17 protein-coding genes are annotated in these 19,640 nt (G+C 37.5%); 16 read left to right on the forward strand and 1 reads right to left on the reverse strand.

The window, feature by feature from the left end; all coding sequences use genetic code 11:
- Positions 1 to 49: 49 nt before the first annotated feature.
- The gene (locus HMPREF1630_RS01345) at positions 50 to 1,129 is read right to left on the reverse strand and encodes a galactose ABC transporter substrate-binding protein (protein WP_037326365.1); all 1,080 of its coding nucleotides are present in this window, start codon (positions 1,127 to 1,129) and stop codon (positions 50 to 52) included.
- 462 nt (positions 1,130 to 1,591) lie between these two features.
- On the opposite strand from HMPREF1630_RS01345, the gene HMPREF1630_RS01350 reads away from it, so the two are divergent.
- The 16 genes from HMPREF1630_RS01350 (at position 1,592) to HMPREF1630_RS01425 (ending at position 19,550) form a co-directional block, all read left to right on the forward strand.
- Positions 1,592 to 2,506 carry an N-acetylglucosamine kinase gene (locus HMPREF1630_RS01350; protein ID WP_037326367.1) on the forward strand — a complete coding sequence of 305 codons (915 nt, stop codon included), beginning with the start codon at positions 1,592 to 1,594 and terminating at the stop codon, positions 2,504 to 2,506.
- Positions 2,507 to 2,613: 107 nt separating this feature from the next.
- Positions 2,614 to 4,056, forward strand: coding sequence for a glycoside hydrolase family 1 protein (locus tag HMPREF1630_RS01355; RefSeq protein WP_037326369.1), 1,443 nt, complete (start codon positions 2,614 to 2,616; stop codon positions 4,054 to 4,056).
- 9 nt (positions 4,057 to 4,065) lie between these two features.
- Positions 4,066 to 4,518 carry an RpiB/LacA/LacB family sugar-phosphate isomerase gene (locus HMPREF1630_RS01360; RefSeq protein ID WP_037326371.1) on the forward strand — a complete coding sequence of 151 codons (453 nt, stop codon included), beginning with the start codon at positions 4,066 to 4,068 and terminating at the stop codon, positions 4,516 to 4,518.
- An 11-nt stretch (positions 4,519 to 4,529) separates the two neighbouring features.
- Positions 4,530 to 5,060, forward strand: a complete 531-nt coding sequence (gene lacB, locus HMPREF1630_RS01365) for a galactose-6-phosphate isomerase subunit LacB (protein WP_037326373.1) — start codon at positions 4,530 to 4,532, stop codon at positions 5,058 to 5,060.
- A gap of 15 nt (positions 5,061 to 5,075) precedes the next feature.
- Positions 5,076 to 5,402 carry a PTS lactose/cellobiose transporter subunit IIA gene (locus HMPREF1630_RS01370; protein WP_037326376.1) on the forward strand — a complete coding sequence of 109 codons (327 nt, stop codon included), beginning with the start codon at positions 5,076 to 5,078 and terminating at the stop codon, positions 5,400 to 5,402.
- A 20-nt stretch (positions 5,403 to 5,422) separates the two neighbouring features.
- The gene (locus tag HMPREF1630_RS01375) at positions 5,423 to 7,114 is read left to right on the forward strand and encodes a PTS lactose transporter subunit IIBC (protein ID WP_037326378.1); all 1,692 of its coding nucleotides are present in this window, start codon (positions 5,423 to 5,425) and stop codon (positions 7,112 to 7,114) included.
- A 23-nt stretch (positions 7,115 to 7,137) separates the two neighbouring features.
- On the forward strand, positions 7,138 to 8,538 hold the full coding sequence (gene lacG / locus HMPREF1630_RS01380) for a 6-phospho-beta-galactosidase (RefSeq protein WP_037326381.1): 1,401 nt from the start codon (positions 7,138 to 7,140) through the stop codon (positions 8,536 to 8,538).
- Positions 8,539 to 8,710: 172 nt separating this feature from the next.
- Positions 8,711 to 10,117, forward strand: a complete 1,407-nt coding sequence (gene lacG, locus HMPREF1630_RS01385) for a 6-phospho-beta-galactosidase (RefSeq protein ID WP_004829341.1) — start codon at positions 8,711 to 8,713, stop codon at positions 10,115 to 10,117.
- Between the two features lie 36 nt (positions 10,118 to 10,153).
- Positions 10,154 to 10,903: a DeoR/GlpR family DNA-binding transcription regulator gene (locus HMPREF1630_RS01390; RefSeq protein WP_037326383.1), complete on the forward strand. Its 750-nt coding sequence runs from the start codon at positions 10,154 to 10,156 to the stop codon at positions 10,901 to 10,903.
- Between the two features lie 57 nt (positions 10,904 to 10,960).
- On the forward strand, positions 10,961 to 11,890 hold the full coding sequence (locus tag HMPREF1630_RS01395; RefSeq protein WP_037326386.1) for a 1-phosphofructokinase family hexose kinase: 930 nt from the start codon (positions 10,961 to 10,963) through the stop codon (positions 11,888 to 11,890).
- Complete coding sequence (locus tag HMPREF1630_RS01400; RefSeq protein ID WP_037326389.1) at positions 11,887 to 12,870, forward strand: tagatose 1,6-diphosphate aldolase; 984 nt, start codon at positions 11,887 to 11,889, stop codon at positions 12,868 to 12,870. Before HMPREF1630_RS01395 ends, HMPREF1630_RS01400 begins: the two co-directional genes overlap by 4 nt.
- Positions 12,871 to 13,069: 199 nt before the next feature.
- Positions 13,070 to 14,200, forward strand: a complete 1,131-nt coding sequence (gene nagA / locus HMPREF1630_RS01405) for an N-acetylglucosamine-6-phosphate deacetylase (protein WP_037326391.1) — start codon at positions 13,070 to 13,072, stop codon at positions 14,198 to 14,200.
- A gap of 175 nt (positions 14,201 to 14,375) precedes the next feature.
- Positions 14,376 to 15,506, forward strand: coding sequence for a sortase (locus tag HMPREF1630_RS01410; protein ID WP_155811902.1), 1,131 nt, complete (start codon positions 14,376 to 14,378; stop codon positions 15,504 to 15,506).
- Positions 15,507 to 15,633: 127 nt separating this feature from the next.
- Positions 15,634 to 17,052 carry an aspartate ammonia-lyase gene (locus tag HMPREF1630_RS01415; protein WP_004829311.1) on the forward strand — a complete coding sequence of 473 codons (1,419 nt, stop codon included), beginning with the start codon at positions 15,634 to 15,636 and terminating at the stop codon, positions 17,050 to 17,052.
- On the forward strand, positions 17,052 to 18,416 hold the full coding sequence (locus tag HMPREF1630_RS01420) for a class II fumarate hydratase (protein ID WP_004829309.1): 1,365 nt from the start codon (positions 17,052 to 17,054) through the stop codon (positions 18,414 to 18,416). Before HMPREF1630_RS01415 ends, HMPREF1630_RS01420 begins: the two co-directional genes overlap by 1 nt.
- Positions 18,417 to 19,550, forward strand: coding sequence for a haloacid dehalogenase-like hydrolase (locus HMPREF1630_RS01425; protein WP_037326394.1), 1,134 nt, complete (start codon positions 18,417 to 18,419; stop codon positions 19,548 to 19,550). It abuts the gene before it with no gap.
- Positions 19,551 to 19,640 lie beyond the last annotated feature (90 nt).

A 19,640-nucleotide genomic window follows, 5' to 3' on the forward strand; every position in this document is an offset into this window, starting at 1 on the left:
ATAATAATTCAGAGGCAAGGAAAAACCAATGCCTCTGAATAATCAACTATTATTTGCCTGTGTAGATTTGATAATCAATTCTGATTGATTTTTTATCTGCTCCAAGCTTATATTCTGTTCCTTCAATGAAGTCGCCGTTTCCTAGTCTATTTTTCATTGTTGTGATAAGTGCTTTTGCCATACCTTCAGCGTCTTGCTTAACAGTACCAGCCATTGTTCCCTTGTCGATTTCTGCAACAGCAAGGTCTGTAGCGTCTACACCAACAACTACCATATTGTCTTTTGATGAGCCAGTATTCATACCAACTGCTTGAAGAGCTGAAATAGCACCGATTGCCATACCGTCGTTATTAGCTATAACTGCATCGATATTATCTTGGTTGGTTTGTAGCCAAGTATCCATAGCTGTTTTAGCCTTATCTGTATCCCATTTACAATCTTGGAAAGCAACTTCTTTAACCTTGATGCCATTTTCTTCAAGAGTTTTAACAGAAAATTCTGTTCTTGCTTGAGCTTCTGGGTTATCAAGACCACCGTTAAGCATAACATAATCTAAAACACCATTTTTATTTCTATCCATGTCGCCTTTTTTCCAAAGATCTGTAAGGATTTGACCTTGCATCTTACCAGCTTCTGGAGCATCTGTACCGATGAATAAGAAATTTTTTAGGTCTTCTTCCTTCATAGAAGCAGTCATATCTCTGTTAAAGAATGCTGTTGGAATACCACTTGCTTTGATAGTTTCCATAGCTGTTGGAGCTGCAGAAATATCAACGATATTCATAAAGATTCCATCAACGCCTTGAGCGATAACGTTGTTAAGTTGGTCAGTTTGGGTACCTTGGTTATTTTGACCATCTTGGTAAACAAGTTCGATAGAATCATCTTCTTCGTCAAGTTTTTCTAGTTGTTGACGAACAGAAGCGATATAGGTATCAGAACCATTGTAAAGTAAAACTGCTATTTTTTTAGCCTTACCATCTGATTTAGCTTCTTTGCCTTCTTCAGCTTTTTCTTCAACTTTAGCTTCTTCCTTGCCTTCTTCAGCTGGCTTCTTAGAACCACAGCTTGTAACTCCAAGCGACAAAGCCATCACTAATGCTAAACTTGCGAATTTTCTAATATTCATAATTCCCTCCTGTGAATATTATAATAACGATTTCCCTATTGTCATAAAATTGTTAAATGGAATCGTTCCAACCTAGCAAAACGTTTTTTGTTTGCTATTGTATTTTAAATATATACTATTTACAAATTTCTGTCAACACTTTCTGACAATAATAAACATGAAGTTTTTCTAGAACCAGGCATAACATGTAAATCAAGTGATTTGAAGATGTAGTATTAAAAATTAGGTGACTACAAGGATCAGTAGGTAAAAATTAAGAAAGCTAAATTTAAATGTTAGAAAACAGAATAGAAAGTTTTAAGGAAATCAAGAGAAACAAAAAAATAAAAACAATGCTTAATTGTTAAAAAATGGGTAAATATTAAATGAGAAAAAAGATAAACGTTTTTATTGACAAGCTGAGTTTTGAGTATATATTAATATCGAACAAAAGCAAACACAAACAAACAAAAAGGAGGCAATATGAGCAAGGATATTTATTTGGGAGTAGACGGTGGAGGCACAAAAACAGCCTTTATTCTTGAAAAAGATGGAGAAGTTTTTTTGCACAAAGAAGGCACTATTCACCTAAGCCAGATTTCTAGAGAAGAATTTAAGAAAAGAATAGGTAACGCTGTAGAAAACCTTACCAAACAAGCTGGAATTAGTAGTGATGAGATCGCCTACACCTTTGTATCTGTGCCAGGCTATGGTCAGTACCCAGAAGATGAAGCTTTTATAGATGAAAGTCTAAGAGAAATTTTAGGAACAGACAATTTTAAGGTCGGCAATGATTGCCTAAATGCTTGGGCAGGATCCTTAAATGCTAAACCAGGTATAAACTTAATCTTAGGCACAGGATCAATAGGCTTTGGACTTGATGATAAGGGCAATTCTCTAAGATGTGGTGGTTGGGGTCCACTAATAAGCGATGAATCAAGTGGATACTACCTCGGACTTAGACTTATAAATTATTTCACCAAGCAAAGTGACGGCAGAATACCTAAAACCATGCTCTATGACCTAATGAAGGAAGAATTAAAAATCACCGATGATTTTGAAATAATTCCTATGGCTGAAGGCATGACTAGGGACGAGTTGGCAAGTGTTAGTAAAATTTTAGGAAAACTTATCGAAAACAAAGATGAATGTGCCCTAGAACTCATAGACAAGGCGGGCTATGAAGCTGCACTTACAATCAATACCCTAGCAAAAAATTTAAACTTTGATGGAAAAGTCCTAGCATCATATTCAGGTGGTGTTTTCAACCTAGGAGAGGCCTTAATAGTAAAAATTAAACAATACCTAGACTCAAACATAGACCTCGTCAAACCTTACGCCGACCCAACCCAAGGCGCTTTGATATTGGCGAAAAAGTTTTTCCAAGAAAATAAGTAAAGATAGTAAAAAGTATCTTGACAAAAAAAGCGATTACTTGTATACTGAAAACGAACAAAAACGATAAAAACAAAACACAAATAAACAAAAGACGAAAGGAAGAAATATTGAAAAATCATTTTCCAAAAGATTTCTTGTTAGGCTCAGCGGCGGCGGCCTATCACAACGAAGGTGCTTTTGACCAAGACGGAAAGGGCATGATGGTTGCGGATGTATTGCCTCACTCACCTCTAGATGGGAGAGATGACAATCCAGATACCTTCAACCTTAAACACCTCGGAGTGGATTTTTATAATAGATACAAGGAAGATATAAAACTTTTTGCCGAAATGGGACTTAGGGCTTATAGGACTTCGATTTCTTGGGCTAGAATTTTCCCTAAGGGTATAGAAGAAAAGCCGAATGAAAAAGCCCTAGCCCATTATGACGATATGCTTGATGAGCTAATCAAAAATGGAATAGAACCAATTATTACCATCACTCACACAGGTGAAACTCCTCTCTATTTGGCGGATGAGTACGGTGGATTCTTAAATAAAAAAGTAATCGACTACTATATAAAATACGTAAAAACAATAGTCGGAAGATACCATACCAAGGTTAAATATTGGCTAACGTTTAATGAAATAAATATTTCTAGCGACCAACCATTTTTCCACCTAGGTGTGAGCGACGAGTTAATAAAAAAAGACCCACAAGCCAAGGAACAACTTATTTTTAATACCTTTCTAGCCTCTTCAAGGGCGATAAAGGCTATTAAGGAGATAGATGAAAACGCTTTGGTTTCGCAATCAACAGCTATAGGTCCAATTTATCCATATTCTATGGATCCAAATGATAACCTAAGTGCTTATTTTGATAATAGAAAGATGCTTTTCTATCCGGAAGTACACGCGAAAGGAAAATATCCGGCTTGGAAGATAAAAGACCTTGAGGATAGGGGTATAAAGCTAGATGCTAGCCCAGAGGAATGGGAAATCATTAAAAATAATACAGTTGATTTCTTAGCTTTTTCTTACTATATGTCAGGTTTAAGCAAGGCAAATAGTGATAATGGTGAAAAAACCTACTCAAATGAAATGACTAAGCTTAAGAATCCTTACATTTCCTATACAGAATGGGATTGGCCAGTAGACCCAGTAGGTCTTAGGATTTTGGCTAATATGCTTTGGGATAGTTATCAAAAACCACTTATGGTTGTTGAGAATGGCTTTGCCAAAATAGAGTCACTCACTAAGGGAAAAGATGGACAGTTGACTGTAGAAGATGACTACAGAATTGAAGTTCTTAGAGAGCATCTCTTGGAATTAAACAAGGCCATGGGTGATGGAGTCGAGTTTTTAGCCTACACAAATTGGGCTGTAGAAGACTTTGTATCTGGCACAACAGGCACTATGAAAAAAAGATGGGGTTTTATCTATGTGGATAGAAATGACGATGGCTCAGGAAGTCTTAATAGATATAAGAAAAAAAGTTTTTACTGGTATAAAAAAGTGATTGAAACCGAAATGGATTTTTTATTTGAAAAAGACTATTTGGAAAAAATATAAGGAGGTAGTATGAAAGTATTTCTAGCATCCGATATGGATGGAAAAGGTCTAAAGGACGCCCTTGTCGAAGAAGTTAAAAGGCTTGGTTACGCTTATGAGGACCTAACACAAGATGGTTTTGACCTAGTTGATAGTTCAAATGCTGTTTGCAAAAAACTGCTTGAAGTTGATGGTATGTTAACATCAGGTTCAGATGACCAATCAGTAGGTGTTGTTATCGACAAATATGGAGCAGGCTCATATATGGCTTGTTCTAAACACAAGGGAATGATTGCTGCAGAAGTTAGCGAAGAAAGATCAGCCCTTATGACAAAAAGACACAATGGTGCAAGAATCCTAGTTATGGGTTCTGCTATAGTAGGTGAAGAACTTGCCAAATCATGCTTAAGATCATTCTTATCTCATGGTTATGACGGTGGCCGTCACCAAATAAGAATTGATATGCTAAACAAAATGCTTTAAGGAGGTCTTTTATGAAAATAGCTTTAGGATGCGATCATATAGTAACAAGTCTTAAGATGCAGGTATCAGACCATCTTAAGAGTTTAGGACATGAGGTTTACGATGTAGGCTGCTACGATAACACTAGGACCCACTATCCGATATACGGAAAAAAAGTTGGGGAGCTTGTAGCTAGTGGCGAATGTGACCTAGGAGTTGTGCTTTGTGGTACAGGTGTTGGGATAACAACATCAGTTAACAAGGCTTTTGGCACAAGGTGTGCCCTAGTAAGGGATGTAGAAACAGCAAGAGCAGCCAGAAGGGAATTAAATGCCAATGTAATAGGCTTTGGCGGAATGATTGTCGGAAAAGACTTGGCTCTTGAAATAGTTGATGGTTTCTTAGAAACAGAATATGAACCTAGCCCAGACAGAGAAAAAATAATCGAAAAGATTATGGCAATAGAAGAATCCTACAAGGATGACAAAGCAAAACAAGTAGCAAACGATGAATTCTTTACAGAATTTATTGAAAAATGGGACAGAGGCGAATATCACGATTAAGCAAAGGAGAAAAAAATGACAAGCGAAAAAAATTTAACAAGACAAGATATAGGAATGATAGGTTTTGAAATTGTAGCTTATGCAGGAGATGCAAGAAGTTCGCTACTTGAAGCTATTAAATGTGCTAAAAGAGGTGAATTTGAAAAAATTGATGGACTTGTAAGGGATGCTCAAGAAAATTTGAATATTGCCCATGCTAAGCAAACCGAAATGCTTGCTCTAGATGCTCAAGGCAAGGAGCTTGAAATAGGATTTATTATGATTCATGCCCAAGACCATTTGATGACAACAATGCTTCTTAAAGATATTGTTTACGATATTTGTGAGATTTACAAAAAATAAATAAATTTTAGGAGAAAAATATGGATTCAATAATTAAGGGAATAGAAAAAATTACCCCATTTTTCGAGAGACTTTCCAGAAATAAATACATGGTTGCCATCAAAGATGGCTTCATGGAGACCATGCCAATAGTAATATTTTCTAGTATCTTCCTACTAGTTGCTTATATACCAAATATTTTTGGTTTCTATTGGTCAAAAGAAATGGAAACAATACTAACTAAACCTTATGCCTTATCAATGGGTCTACTTGGTCTAGTTATGTCAATTACAACAGCTAAACACTTTACAAGTGGTCTTAACAGAGAAATGCCAATTGACAACCAAATCAACGCAACATCTGTAATGTTTGCTTCTCTCGTATCCTTCATGTTCCTATCAGTAGATCAAATTGAAGGTGGTCTATCTAATGGATTTTTAGGATCAACAGGACTTATAGCAGCATTTATTTCAACATTTGTAGTAGGTAACATATACAAGGTATGTATTAAAAACAACCTTACAATCAAGATGCCTAAGGAAGTTCCACCAAACATTTCTCAAGCTTTTAAAGACATAATACCATTCGGTATATGTTTAGTAATTTTCTGGCTATTTGATATGCTTGTTAGAAATCTTACAGGATCTAACCTTGCACAGGCAATAATCATACTAATCCAACCATTATTCTCAGCAGCAGACAGCTGGTTAGGATTAGCAATTATCTACGGAGCAATGGCATTCTTCTGGTTTATAGGAATCCATGGCCCATCAATCGTAAACCCAGCTATCAACGCAATAGCTTTTATAAACCTAGCTAACAATACAGCACTTTTCCAAGCTGGCCAACACGCAACAAACATTGTTACACCAAATACTGGTGAATTTATTGCAACTCTTGGTGGTACAGGAGCAACATTTGTTGTGCCATTTATGTTCATGTGGTTATCAAAATCAAAACAAAACAAGGCAGTAGGTAGGGCAGCAGTAGTACCAACATCATTCGGTGTTAACGAACCAATCCTCTTCGGTGGACCATTAGTATTAAACCCAATGTTCATGATTCCATTTATCTTTGCACCAATTGTAAACGTATGGATCTTTAAATTCTTCGTAGAAGTTTTAGGCATGAACTCAATGATAGCACAAATGCCATGGACAACACCAGGCCCAATCGGAGCATTTATTTCAACAGGTTTTGCTCCATTATCAATCGTAATGATGGCTATTATTTTAGTAGTAGATACTATAATTTACTTCCCATTCTTCAAGGCTTATGACGCTCAAATTTTAAAACAAGAGCAAGAAGAAGAAGCTCTATTAAGGGAAGCGGGTGTAGAATCTGAAGCAGAACTTGATGCAGCCAACAGAGCTGAAGAAGAAAGATTAATTGAAGAAGGCAAACAAGCAGACAAAGAGACAACAGTCCTAGTATTGTGTGCTGGTGGTGGTACAAGTGGACTCTTAGCTAACGCTTTAAACGAAGGAGCAGCTGAAAGTGGAGTTAAACTAAGAGCTGCAGCAGGATCTTATGGTTCTCATCACGACATTTTACCAAAATATGATGTAGTAGTTTTAGCACCACAAGTTGGCTCTTTCTATGAAGATATCAAACAAGATACTGACAGGATTGGTAATCAATTAATCAAGACAGCAGGTAAAGAATATATAGCCTTAACAAGAGATCCACAAGGAGCAGTTAAGTTTATACTTGAAAAAACTAAGAATAAATAAGAAGGACCTAGAAAGGGAAGAAAATGAAATTTAAAGACGATTTTATATTCGGAGGAGCAACAGCAGCCTACCAATGTGAAGGGGCTACAAAAGAAGATGGAAAGGGACTGGTATGTTGGGATGTATTCTATGAAGAAAACAACCTCTATAACCCAGACCCGGCTAGTGGATTCTACCATGAATACAAACAAGACATAGACAACTGTGTTAAATTTGGCATAAATGGAATAAGAGTTTCTATAGCTTGGACAAGGATCTTTCCAGAAGGCTCTGGAAAAGTCAACCAAAAGGGAGTTGACCACTACCATGAGTTATTCAAATACTGCCTTGACAATAATGTTGAGCCATTTGTTACTCTCCACCACTTTGACACTCCTTTTGAGCTAAACAAAAATGGGGATTTTACAGATGAAAAAGTAAGAGAAGACTACTTAAACTATGCAAAATTCTGCTTGGATGAATTTAGTGAAGTTAAAAAATGGGCGTCATTTAATGAAATTTGGCCATGGTCAGTTAATCAATTTATTACTGGCACCTTCCCACCAGGAAATAAATATAGGTTTGACCTTGCAGTAGAAAACATACATGGCATGCTAACTTGCCACGCTAAGGCTCTAAACTATTTTAAAGATAATAATAAAGAAGGAGAATTTGGTGTAATCCATTCCCTAGAAACTTATTATTCAATAGATGAAAATCCAGAAAATATCGAAGCGGCTAAGAGATATGATGCCATAGCAAATGGTCTATGTATTGAAGCTGTACTAGCAGGTGGCTACAGCAAGGAAACTCTTGATAGAGTAAATTACATCCTAGAAGTAAATGGATTTGACAAATTTGTTCCAAACCAAGCAGACTTAGCAGAGATAAAAAAAGCTTCCCCAAGAATAGACTTTTTAGGAATAAATTCTTACCAAGCCCATTGGATGAAAGAATACAACGGTGAAAACCTTCATATTCACAATGGTACAGGCGATAAGGGTTCATTCAAAAGCCAACTTAAGGGTATGGGAGAAGAAGTTAAGAGAGATGACATTCCAAAAACAGATTGGGACTGGTCAATTTACCCACAAGGCCTCTACGACATGATTATGAGAGTTTCAGCTTATGATAACTGCAAGAAAATTTATATTACTGAAAATGGTCTAGGTCTAAAAGAAGAATTGAATAGTGAAAAAACTGTAAACGACGATGCAAGGATAGACTATGTAAGAGATCACCTAAAGGCAGTTCTTAAAGCCAATGAAAATGGAGCAAATGTAGCAGGCTACTTCTTATGGAGTTTGATGGATATGTTTTCTTGGTCAAATGGATACAATAAGAGATATGGTTTCTTCTTTGTAGACTTTGATACCCTAGAAAGGTACCCAAAAAAGAGTGCTTATTGGTGGAAAGAATTAACAGAAAGTAAAGAACTTAACTGAGTTTTTGTTAGGATTTTCAAACTTTATTAAAGCAAGGATTGAATTTGAAAAAATCTAGATAAATTAAAAAGTAAACAGACCCACTAGAAATCAAGTGACCAGTGCCTCGAATCTTAATATATAGGCTAGATAAGAGGCTAGGTTCACTTGATTTTGTAAAAGAAAGTATGAAATGATGAGAAAATTACCTGAAGATTTTATTTTTGGTGGTGCAACAGCAGCCTACCAATGCGAAGGCGCAACAAAAATAGATGGCAAGGGAGAAGTTGCTTGGGATAAGTACCTGGAAGATAACTATTGGTACACAGCAGAACCAGCTAGCGATTTTTACCACAAATATCCAGTAGACCTTAAGCTTTGCGAAGATTTTGGCATAAATGGCATAAGAATTTCTATAGCATGGTCAAGGATATTTCCAAAAGGCTTTGGCGAAGTCAACAAAAAAGGTGTTGACTTCTACCACAGGGTCTTTGCAGAATGCCATAAAAGAGGAGTGGAGCCTTTTGTAACCCTCCACCATTTTGATACACCAGAAGTCCTTCACTCAAACGGGGACTTCCTAAATAGGGAGAATATCGAACACTTTGTTGCCTATGCCAAATTCTGCTTTGAAGAATTTAAGGAAGTAAACTTCTGGACAACCTTTAATGAGATAGGACCTATAGGTGATGGCCAATACTTGGTAGGAAAATTCCCTCCGGGTATCAAATATGACCTAGCCAAAGTTTTCCAATCTCACCACAATATGATGTTGGCCCACGCCAAGGCAGTTCTTGCCTACAAGGAAAAAGGCTATGATGGAGAAATAGGAATTGTCCACGCCCTTCCAACAAAATATCCATATGATCCGACAGACGAAAGAGATGTGAGGGCTTGTGAACTTGAAGATATTATCCACAACAAGTTTATACTAGATGCAACCTATCTTGGAAAATATTCTGAAAAAACCATGGAAGGCGTTAACCACATACTAGAAGTAAATGGTGGCAGTCTTGACATTAGGGATGAAGATATAAAAACTCTAACAAAAGCCAAAGACTTAAATGACTTCTTGGGCATCAACTACTACATGAGCGATTGGATGGCACACTTTGATGGGGAAACTGAAATTACCCACAACGGCAAAGGCGATAAGGGTGGTTCGTCTTACCAAATCAAGGGAGTAGGCAAAAGAAGGTTTGATGTAGATGTTCCAAGAACTGATTGGGATTGGATGATATATCCAAAGGGTCTTTATGATCAAATAATGAGGGTGAAAAGAGATTACCCAAATTATAAAAAAATTTATATCACAGAAAATGGTCTAGGATATAAGGATAAGTTTGAAGATAATACTGTCTATGATGATGCAAGAATCGATTATATTAAAAAGCATTTCGAAGCAATTTGTGATGCCATAGATGATGGGGCTGTTGTCAAGGGATACTTCTTATGGTCGCTTATGGATGTGTTTTCCTGGTCAAATGGCTATGAAAAAAGATATGGTCTCTTTTATGTAGACTTTGACAGCCAGGAGAGATTTCCAAAGAAATCTGCCTACTGGTATAAGGACCTAGCAGAAACTAAGGAGCTTAAGTAAATTAATTATTTAAGGACTCTAGAAGTAGGAAAACAAATGTTAAAAGAAGAAAGACAAAAAATAATTCTAGACAAGCTAAAAGAGAATAACATTATTCAAGTCTCACAGATGACAGACCTTCTAGATGTTACTGACATGACTATTAGGCGTGATTTAAAGGAGCTTGAGGATAGAAATCTCCTCGTGAGGATTCATGGAGGAGCTAGCAAAATCGAAAAGGCCCGTCCCAGGGAGTTTTCTAATGAAGAAAAACGTCTCAAAAATAGGGAATTGAAGCTAGAGATTGCCAAAAAAATTGGCGAGCTTCTATTGCCAGAGCAAAATATTTACCTGGGAGCGGGAACTACTATAGAATATGTAAGCGAATTTCTTGGAGAAAAGAAACTTAATATTTTCACCAATTCACTCTACCTTTTTAGGAAATTAGTCTTTCTTGATAATGTGAATATCAAGTTGATTGGAGGAGAGTTTAGAAAGGTTACGGGGGCCTTTGTAGGAGCTCTTAGCCTTGATCTTGTATCAAAAATGAGATTTAACCAAGCCTTTATTGGTGTGAATGGTATTAATAAAGGTAAGGCCTACACCTACAGTCCAGAAGAAGGAATTTTGCAGAAGATGATTTTGGATAACTCCTTTGACAGGTACTTGGTAGCAGACTCCTCCAAGCTTGGCTATGAAGACTTGTATCATTTTTATAATATAGAAGATGCAAGATTTATTACAGATTCTAAAATAAGTCCGGACCAATCCAGTGAGATTGAAAAATATACGGAAATAATTAGATAAAATTAAAAAAAGCCTTATAATAATGGTAGTGACCATTTAATATAAAAAGGAGAAAAAATGATATTAACTATTACAGCGAATCCTTCTGTAGATATGTCCTACCAGCTTGATAAGCTTAATATAGACGGTGTCACAAGGACTGATAAGGTTATCAAACACGCTGGTGGCAAGGGTATCCATGTTGGTTATGTCCTTCATGATTTGGGTGCAGATGTTGTCCACTCAGGTTTTGTCGGGGGCAAGCTTGGTGAATTTATAGAAGAAGGTCTCGAACAAAGAGGTCAAAAATCAAAATTCATTAAGATAAAAGAGCCAACTAGAAATTGTCTTGCAATCCTTCACGAGGGAAAACAGACAGAAATCCTTGAGGCAGGTCCAACTATTAGCCAGGCTGAAAGAGAAGAATTTATAAGAAAACTCGACGATATAAGCGCAGGTTGCTCTGTAATTTCCATGTCAGGTTCCCTACCAAAGGGTCTTGATTCAAGTTTTTATGAAGAAATCATAGCCTACGCAAAAAATCACGGCATCTTTGTTGCTGTCGATACATCTGGACAGACCTTAAAAGACGTCGTAAATGCAAAAATAAAGCCAGACTTAATCAAGCCAAACGAAACTGAAGTTGCAGATCTTTTGGGCGAGGAAATAAGCAAAGACAATATAAAAGACGCTCTAACAAAAGCTCCTCTAAAGGATATTGAATACGTAATTGTATCTCTTGGTTCTCAAGGAGCAGTAGTAAAGGCAGGAGACAGAGTCTTTAAGGCAAGTGTGCCAAAAGTTGTCGCAATCAATCCTGTTGGAAGTGGAGATTCATCCCTTGCAGGGGCGATTTTTGCTATAGACAAAGACAAAAGCCCAGAAGAAGTAATTAAAACATCAATGACATGTGGACTTTTAAATGTTTTAACAGAGGAAATAGCCCACATAGAAATAGAAAAGTTTGACGAGTATTTTGAAAAAATTCAAGTAGAGGAGATAAAATGAAAATATCACAAGAAAAATTAGCAAACCTAAAAAAATTAGTAAATGAAGACGGAGCCATAGCAGCCCTAGCCATAGACCAAAGAGGATCCATGGAAAAAATGATGGAAAAAGCAAACTCAAGCCTAAACAATGTAGAAGGCATAGGAAGCTACAAGGAACTAGTATCAAAAGAACTAACTCCATACGCATCATCAATCCTCCTAGACCCAATCTATGGAGAAAAAGGAATCAAAGCCAAAGACGCAAACGCAGGCCTCATCCTATCATATGAACAAACAGGCTATGATGAATACGACGAAGGAAGACTACCAAGACTAATTGACTTCATGAGCGTATTAAGAGCCAAAGAAATGGGAGCAAACGCAATAAAAACCCTCCTATACTACGACTGCGACGACGAAGAAAAAACCAACAACATCAAAAAAGCATGGGTAGAAAGAGTAGGCTATGAATGTGAAGGACTAGGCCTCCCACACTTCCTAGAAATCATCACCTACGACAGAAACATGGACTCAGAAAAAAACGCTGAATACGCAAAAGTAAGACCACACAAAGTAAACAGCGCCATGAAAGAATTCTCAGATCCTAGATACAAAGTAGACGTACTAAAAGTAGAAACACCAACCAACATGAACTTTGTAGAAGGCCTAGGCAAAGAAGAAGCAGTTTACAGCAGAGAAGAAGCAATCAAGCACTTCAAAGCCCAATCTGAATCAACCAACCTACCATATATCTTCCTATCAGGAGGAATCACAGCAAGCCTCTTCCAAGAAACACTAAAACTAGCCAAAGAAGCAGAAGCAAACTTCAACGGCGTACTATGCGGTAGAGCTACATGGAAAGACTCAGTAGAAATCTTCGGCAAAGACCAAGCAGAAGCTAAAAAATGGCTAGAAACAACAGGCAAGGAAAACATCCAAACACTAAACGAAGTTCTAAAACAAACAGCTCATTCTGTCTTTGAAAAGATAGAAGAATAAAATATCAAAAGCTCTGGCAAGACCAGGGCTTTTTGTGTTGGGTAATTCTAAAAGTATTTTTAGTATGTAGAGGATGTTTTTTTATAAGTTGTTATTGTGTCTGAATGAAGGTAATAATTTTTTAAAAAATAATGGTAATTACCAGCAAAAGAGGGTAAATATATATTAAGAAGTTTAATAGAAAAATTACGGAGGAATTATGTTTTTTAAGGCTGATTATTTTATATTAGAAGACTCTATGCTTGAAGACTATTTTATGGAAGTTAAGGATGGAGTCATTGTTGGATTTTCTAAAAACGAACCAGATGAATACGAATATTTAGGAGAAATTGTAGCTCCAGGCTTGGTTGACACTCATATTCATGGTTATGCTGGCAAGGATATAATGAATGCTGAAGAAGGTGCTTTGAATGTGATTTCAAAAGGACTTTTGGAGTGTGGTGTTACTAGCTTTTTGCCAACTACACTTACAGATTCCAAGGAAAAGACAGATGCCGCCCTCAAAAGAGTTGCAGCAGAATATAAGGATGTGGAAGGTGCCAAGGTGAGGGGAATTTTCCTAGAAGGTCCATTTTTCACTGAGAAATACAAGGGAGCTCAAAATCCTTCCTATATGTCAGATCCAAAAATCGATTATTTAAAGGAATGGAAGGAGATTTCTGATGGATTGGTAAATAAAATTGCTATCGCTCCTGAAAGAGAGGGAGCTTCTGACTTCATCAAAAAAGCTAACGCTATGGGTGTTAGAGTTGCCCTTGGTCATTCAGATGCAAGTTTTGATCAAGCAGTAGCTGCTGTTGATGCTGGTGCAAATATTTTTGTCCATACCTACAATGGTATGAGTGGTCTCCACCACAGAGAACCTGGTATGGTTGGTGCTGCTATGTCAACTGACGCTATTTCAGAGCTTATTTGTGATGGTCACCATGTAAATCCAAATGCAGCTAATATCCTAATGAACGCCAAGGGTAGGGATAAGATTGCTCTAATTACTGACTGTATGAGTGCAGGAGGTATGGCTGATGGTGACTATATGTTGGGTGAATTTCCAGTAAGAGTAGAAGGTGGAACTGCTAGATTAAAGGAAGGTGGCTCTCTTGCAGGTTCTATCCTTAAATTAAAAGAAGCTGTTAAAAATGTGGTTGATTGGGAAATCGCAGATATTTTTGAGGCAATCCAAATGGCAAGTCTAATTCCTGCAAAATCAGTTGGCATCGACAATATTTGTGGCAAGCTTCACGAAGGATATGCAGCAGACTTCATAGTTCTAGACTATGATATGAACTTAGAAAAAACATTTTTGAATGGAAAATTAGCTTATAGTAAGTAAAAAAGATTTTTAAGCTTCCCTGATTGGGGAGCTTTTTTATCTAAGATAGTGATAATCGTTATTGACAACTCCTTGAATTTTTATTATAATTAGTTTGAAACAAGTAAGAACTCATTGCATGCTGGCGTTTTAAATGTGTGGCTTTGCAGGTGCTCATATAATTTCGGAGGTAATAATGAAAGTAAAAAGTAAAGCAAGTCTTGCTCTAGCCCTTTTGTTGGCTATAAATTTTATGCCTGGACAAATTAATAGAAGTCAGGCTGATGAAGCTGTAGCAAAAGAAGAAGCAGCAAGCGATAAAATGGAAGTTGACGATGCTATTGCCATTATTGAAGAAGCAATGGCAGATAAGGAAGATGTAAGCAAAAAAGATTTTGAAGAAAAGGTAGCTAAGGCCAAGGCAGACCTTAAAAAATATTTGGATTCAATGGACGAAAAATCAGTTGATAACCCAGCTATAGACTATGAAGGTCAAACCAAGGCAGAAATCAAAAAATCAATAGCCAGAGCTAAAGAGCTTTTAGCTGATGAATCTATTGACCAAGCTAAGCTTGAAGAAATGGAAAAGATTCCTTTCAAGAAAATAGATGGCAAGAAGAAAGGTTTATTCAGAGATTACACCCACAAGGCCCTAGTTAATTTTAAAGTTGTAGGCAAGAGAGAAAATACTAATCCTCACAACAACAAAGCTTACACAGGTCTTAAGAAAAACAAAATTATGATTAAATCAACCTTTAAGGGTCTTAAGAAGGCAGGCGAAAGCGACAGCAAGTTTATAAAATTAAACTATGTTACAGAAGCTGATTATAAGGCAATGAAGGTGGACGGAGTTTCTTCATCAACTCCAAAATATAATAAACAAGAACTACCTAAGGAAGACTACACTGTTAAAGAAGTAGCAGGTGGTTATGAAATAGAAATCAAAAAACTACCAGCAGATGTGAAATTTATAAAACCTATAGTCCTTGTAAAATTAGCTGATGGAACCTACTTTGAAAACGGCGATATAGTTTATGCAAAAAGCGAAAAAACACCAGCAAAGGCTGAAAAAGTAGATCAAAAGAGCGAAGCTAGAGAAAAGGCAAGCGAGAAAAAAGAAGAAAAGACTTCAAGCAAAAAGGCTAAGGAAGCTAAGAAGACAGACTCAACAAGCGAAGCTAAAAAGAAAGACAATAAAGAAGAAGCAAAAGCAGGGGCTAAAGCTCCAGCCAAAAACGCAAAAACAGGCGTTGCATCTTCAATAGCAGCCATCCTAACCCTAGGAGCAAGCTCAACAGCCCTCTTTGCTAGCAAGAAAAGAAAATAGAAATTAAGGCCCTGAGGGGCCTTGTTTTTTTGATGTAACCTTGATAGGAGAAATAAATTTATATTTGGAAAAATCGTTTGCTTAGTTTATAATTAGGGTAGGTACTTAATTTTTAAAGGAGTTAACGATGACAGAATATAGGATTGAAAGAGATTCTTTAGGAGAACTCAAAATCCCAAAGGACGCTTATTATGGAGCCAATGCTTATAGGGCTTATGAAAATTTTAAAATTACTTCTAAGGCCATGGACCCATATTTTATTAGAGCTATTGTTGAAATAAAAAAGGCTTGTGCCATCCAAAATAACAAGGTTGGCATCCTTTCGGATAGGAAGAGTGCGGCTATTGTGGCAGCTTGCGATGAAATCCTTGCTGGCAAATACCTGGCAGACTTTATAGTTGATCCTATCCAAGGTGGGGCTGGCACTTCTTTTAATATGAACGCCAATGAAGTTATTGCAAATATTGCTAATGTAGCTCTTGGTGGAAGTCTCGGCCACTATGAACATATCCATCCAAATGATCACGTAAACCTTGGCCAGTCAACCAACGATGTCATACCAACAGCAGGTAAAATCGCCATAATTCGCTACATAGAAGACCTTGCTAGGGATACAGAAAAATTAATAAAGGCCTTAGACGATAAGGCTAATGCCTTTGATGATTATGTAAAAATGGGCAGAACCCAGCTTCAAGATGCTGTTCCAATCACTCTTGGACAGGAATTTAAGGCCTATTCAAGGGTTGTTGAAAGAGGGCTAATGAGGTTTAAAAAAGCCATCGAAGAGCTTTCTTCAATCAATCTTGGGGGCACAGCTGTTGGCACAGGCCTTAATGCAGATGATAATTTTGTAGAAAATATTGACAAGATTCTAAGAGAAATCACAGGACTAGATTTAAGGCAGGCAGAGGACTTGATTGACTCAACCCAAAACCTAGATGGGTTTTTATTTGCATCTTCAGTCCTAAAAACTTTTGCAGCTAGCCTTTCAAAAGTGGCAAATGACCTAAGACTCTTATCTTCAGGCCCAACCACAGGAATTTCTGACTTCAAACTTCCAGCCAAACAGGCAGGATCATCAATCATGCCAGGCAAGGTAAACCCAGTTATACCAGAAGTTGTAAACCAGGTTGCCTTTTTGGTTGTAGGTAATGACCTAACAGTTACTATGGCAGTTGAGGCGGGACAACTAGAGCTAAACGCCTTTGAGCCAATCATTTTTTACGCCCTAATTCAGTCCATAACTACCCTAAGGGGAGCTATTCAAACCTTAACTGTAAATTGTATAGAAGGCATCACAGCCAACAAGGAAAAATTAAGGGCTAAGGTAGAAAATTCTGTTGGAATCATTACAGCCTTCGCCCCACACATAGGTTACGACATGGCATCATCTATTGCCAAACAATCTATGAGGGAAGCAAGGCCAATCAGAGAGTTAATTCTTGAAAGAGGGCTAATGACAAGCGAAGAAGTTGACAAGATTTTAGACTATAGAAAGATGACCCAACCGGGTATTTTAGATGAAGAACACATGGAGAAAGATTGATGGATTACAGGATTGAAAAAGATTCCATGGGAGAAATCAGGGTAGGAAATGACAAGCTTTGGGGTGCTCAAACCCAACGTTCCTACGAAAATTTCCCCCAAGGAGTGGCAAGGATGCCCTTTGATCAAATCAAATCCCTTATCCTAGTAAAAAAAGCGGCAGCTCTTGTAAATAATTCCCAGGGAAAGCTAAAAGATTCTTATAAAGACGCCATTGTCGCAGCTTGTGATAAGGTCTTGAATGAAAGCTTTGAGGACCAATTTCCACTTACAGTCTACCAAACAGGCTCAGGCACTCAGACCAATATGAATGTAAATGAGGTAATAGCCCATTTGGCAAATGAGACTTTGGGTGAAAATCTAATCCATCCTAATGACCATGTCAATATGAGTCAGTCAACCAATGATGTCTTTCCTACAGCTATGCACATCACAAGCCTTAGACTTATAAAAGAAGAACTACTTCCAGAAGTGGATGGCCTTGCCGAAGAATTTTACAAGAGGGCAGAAGACTTTAAGGGTATAATTAAAACCGGCAGGACCCACCTCCAAGATGCAACCCCTCTTAGTTTGTCAGATGAAATAAAAACTTACGCTGACCTTATAAAAAGAGACGGAGCTTATATTAGAGAAAGTGCCAAGGCCCTGGAATTTTTGGCAATCGGGGGCACAGCTGTTGGTACCGGCTTAAATACAAAAAAAGGTTATGATACAAAGATGGCAGAAACCCTATCCGACCTAACTGGCTTAAACTTAAGGGCTGACTTGAATAAATTTTTGCAATTATCAAGCAAACATGGCATGGCCAAGGCCCATGGAGCTATAAAAATTTTAGCCTCAGACCTATTGAAAATTGCTGAAGATATTAGATTTTTATCATCGGGCCCAAGGACAGGTATTGGCGAGTTAATAATTCCTTCAAACGAACCGGGCTCGTCTATAATGCCGGGCAAGGTAAACCCAACCCAGGTAGAAATGCTAACCATGATTTGCCTAGAAGTGATGGCAAATGACGTGGCTATAAGTTTGGCAAATTCCCTTGGCCAACTAGAACTAAATGCCTATATGCCATTTATAACCTATAAGATGGTGGATTCTGTAAAGATTTTATCAAAGGGACTTCATTCCTTCAATATCCACCTCGTTAGAGGCCTTGTGGCAAATGAGGAAAAAATTAAGGAAAATCTTGAAAAATCCCTTATGCTAGTGACAGCCTTATCGCCACATATCGGCTATGACAAGGCAAGTGAACTCGCCAAATACGCCCACTCAAAGGGCATAAGCCTTAGAGAAGCGAATGCAGAACTAGGTTTTGTGACAGATGAAACTTTTCTAAAGATAGTTGATCCAGAAAAGATGGTTTAAATGAAAGAATATATACAAAGAGGCTCTTGGAACGACAGGGCCTTTGACTCTATAAACAAGTTAATAGCTAATCATGGCAAGGACAATCCATCCTATACTCCAGAAAAAAAGCCCTTTGCAGTTTTTGATTGGGATAACACTTCTATAATAGGCGATGTCGAAGAGGCAACCCTATACTACCTAATTACAAATCTCGCTTTCAAAATAAATCCTGAAGAGCTTTATGAGATTATAAGGGTACATGTAGACAGGTCAGATTTTCGTGATCCCTATAGGAATTTAGAAGGAGAGAGGGTAAATATAGATAAGATTTCTGCAGATATTTACGATGTCTATAAGAAGCTTTATGGAACTAGCGACAGGCTAGGGGGAGATGTGCCTTTTGAAATGATCAAAGAAACCAACGCCTACAAGGAATTTGTAGCCAAGATGATTTTTCGCTACAAGGCAGCAGATCACGACAAAGAAGCTGAAGATTCTTATTGCTGGATGGCCTTTCTTTTTACTCATTATGAGCCAGAGGAAATCGAAAAATTTTGTGAAGAAGCCTTTGCTTTTATGAAAAATGAGGAAGTAAGAAGGGAAAAATTCATTTCGCCAAATATAGAAACCCAAGCAGGTAGGGTAGCTGTCTCTTATTTTGTAGGTCTGGGCAACATCCCAGAAATGGTAGACCTCTACCATACCCTAGAACAAGAAGGGATCGATGTTTATGTGGTATCAGCCTCATTTATAGATATAGTAAGGGCCTTTGCAACTGGAAATTCTTATAATTTTCCTAAGGAGAAAGTGCTCGGACTAAGGCTGACAAAGGATAAGAGAGGAAAAGTCATACCAGAGCTTGACAAAGCTTATCCTATGACCCAAAAGGAAGGCAAGTCAGTAACTATCAGGAAGCTCATCCAGAATGAGGCAAACTATGGTCCAATCTTAGTAGGTGGTGACAGCGACGGAGACCTTTCTATGATGACAGAATTTCCCACAACCGATCTGGGTTTGATTATTGATAGGAGGGTAAAAGGAGAGATAAACAACCTAAAGCAAGAAGCCCTAGCCGGCTCTGAACGCTACATCCTCCAAGCCAGAAATCCATATGAGAAAACTTTTATAAGGGACGAAACGTCTATTAATTAGGAAGGCGCCAAGATGTCTTGAAAATGACAATCGCATTTAAAGCTCTTGGCTTTTTATATACATAATTAATAATTAAAAAATGATAGAAAA

The sequence above is a fragment of the Anaerococcus lactolyticus S7-1-13 genome, from assembly GCF_000758765.1.
Taxonomy (GTDB): domain Bacteria; phylum Bacillota; class Clostridia; order Tissierellales; family Peptoniphilaceae; genus Anaerococcus; species Anaerococcus lactolyticus.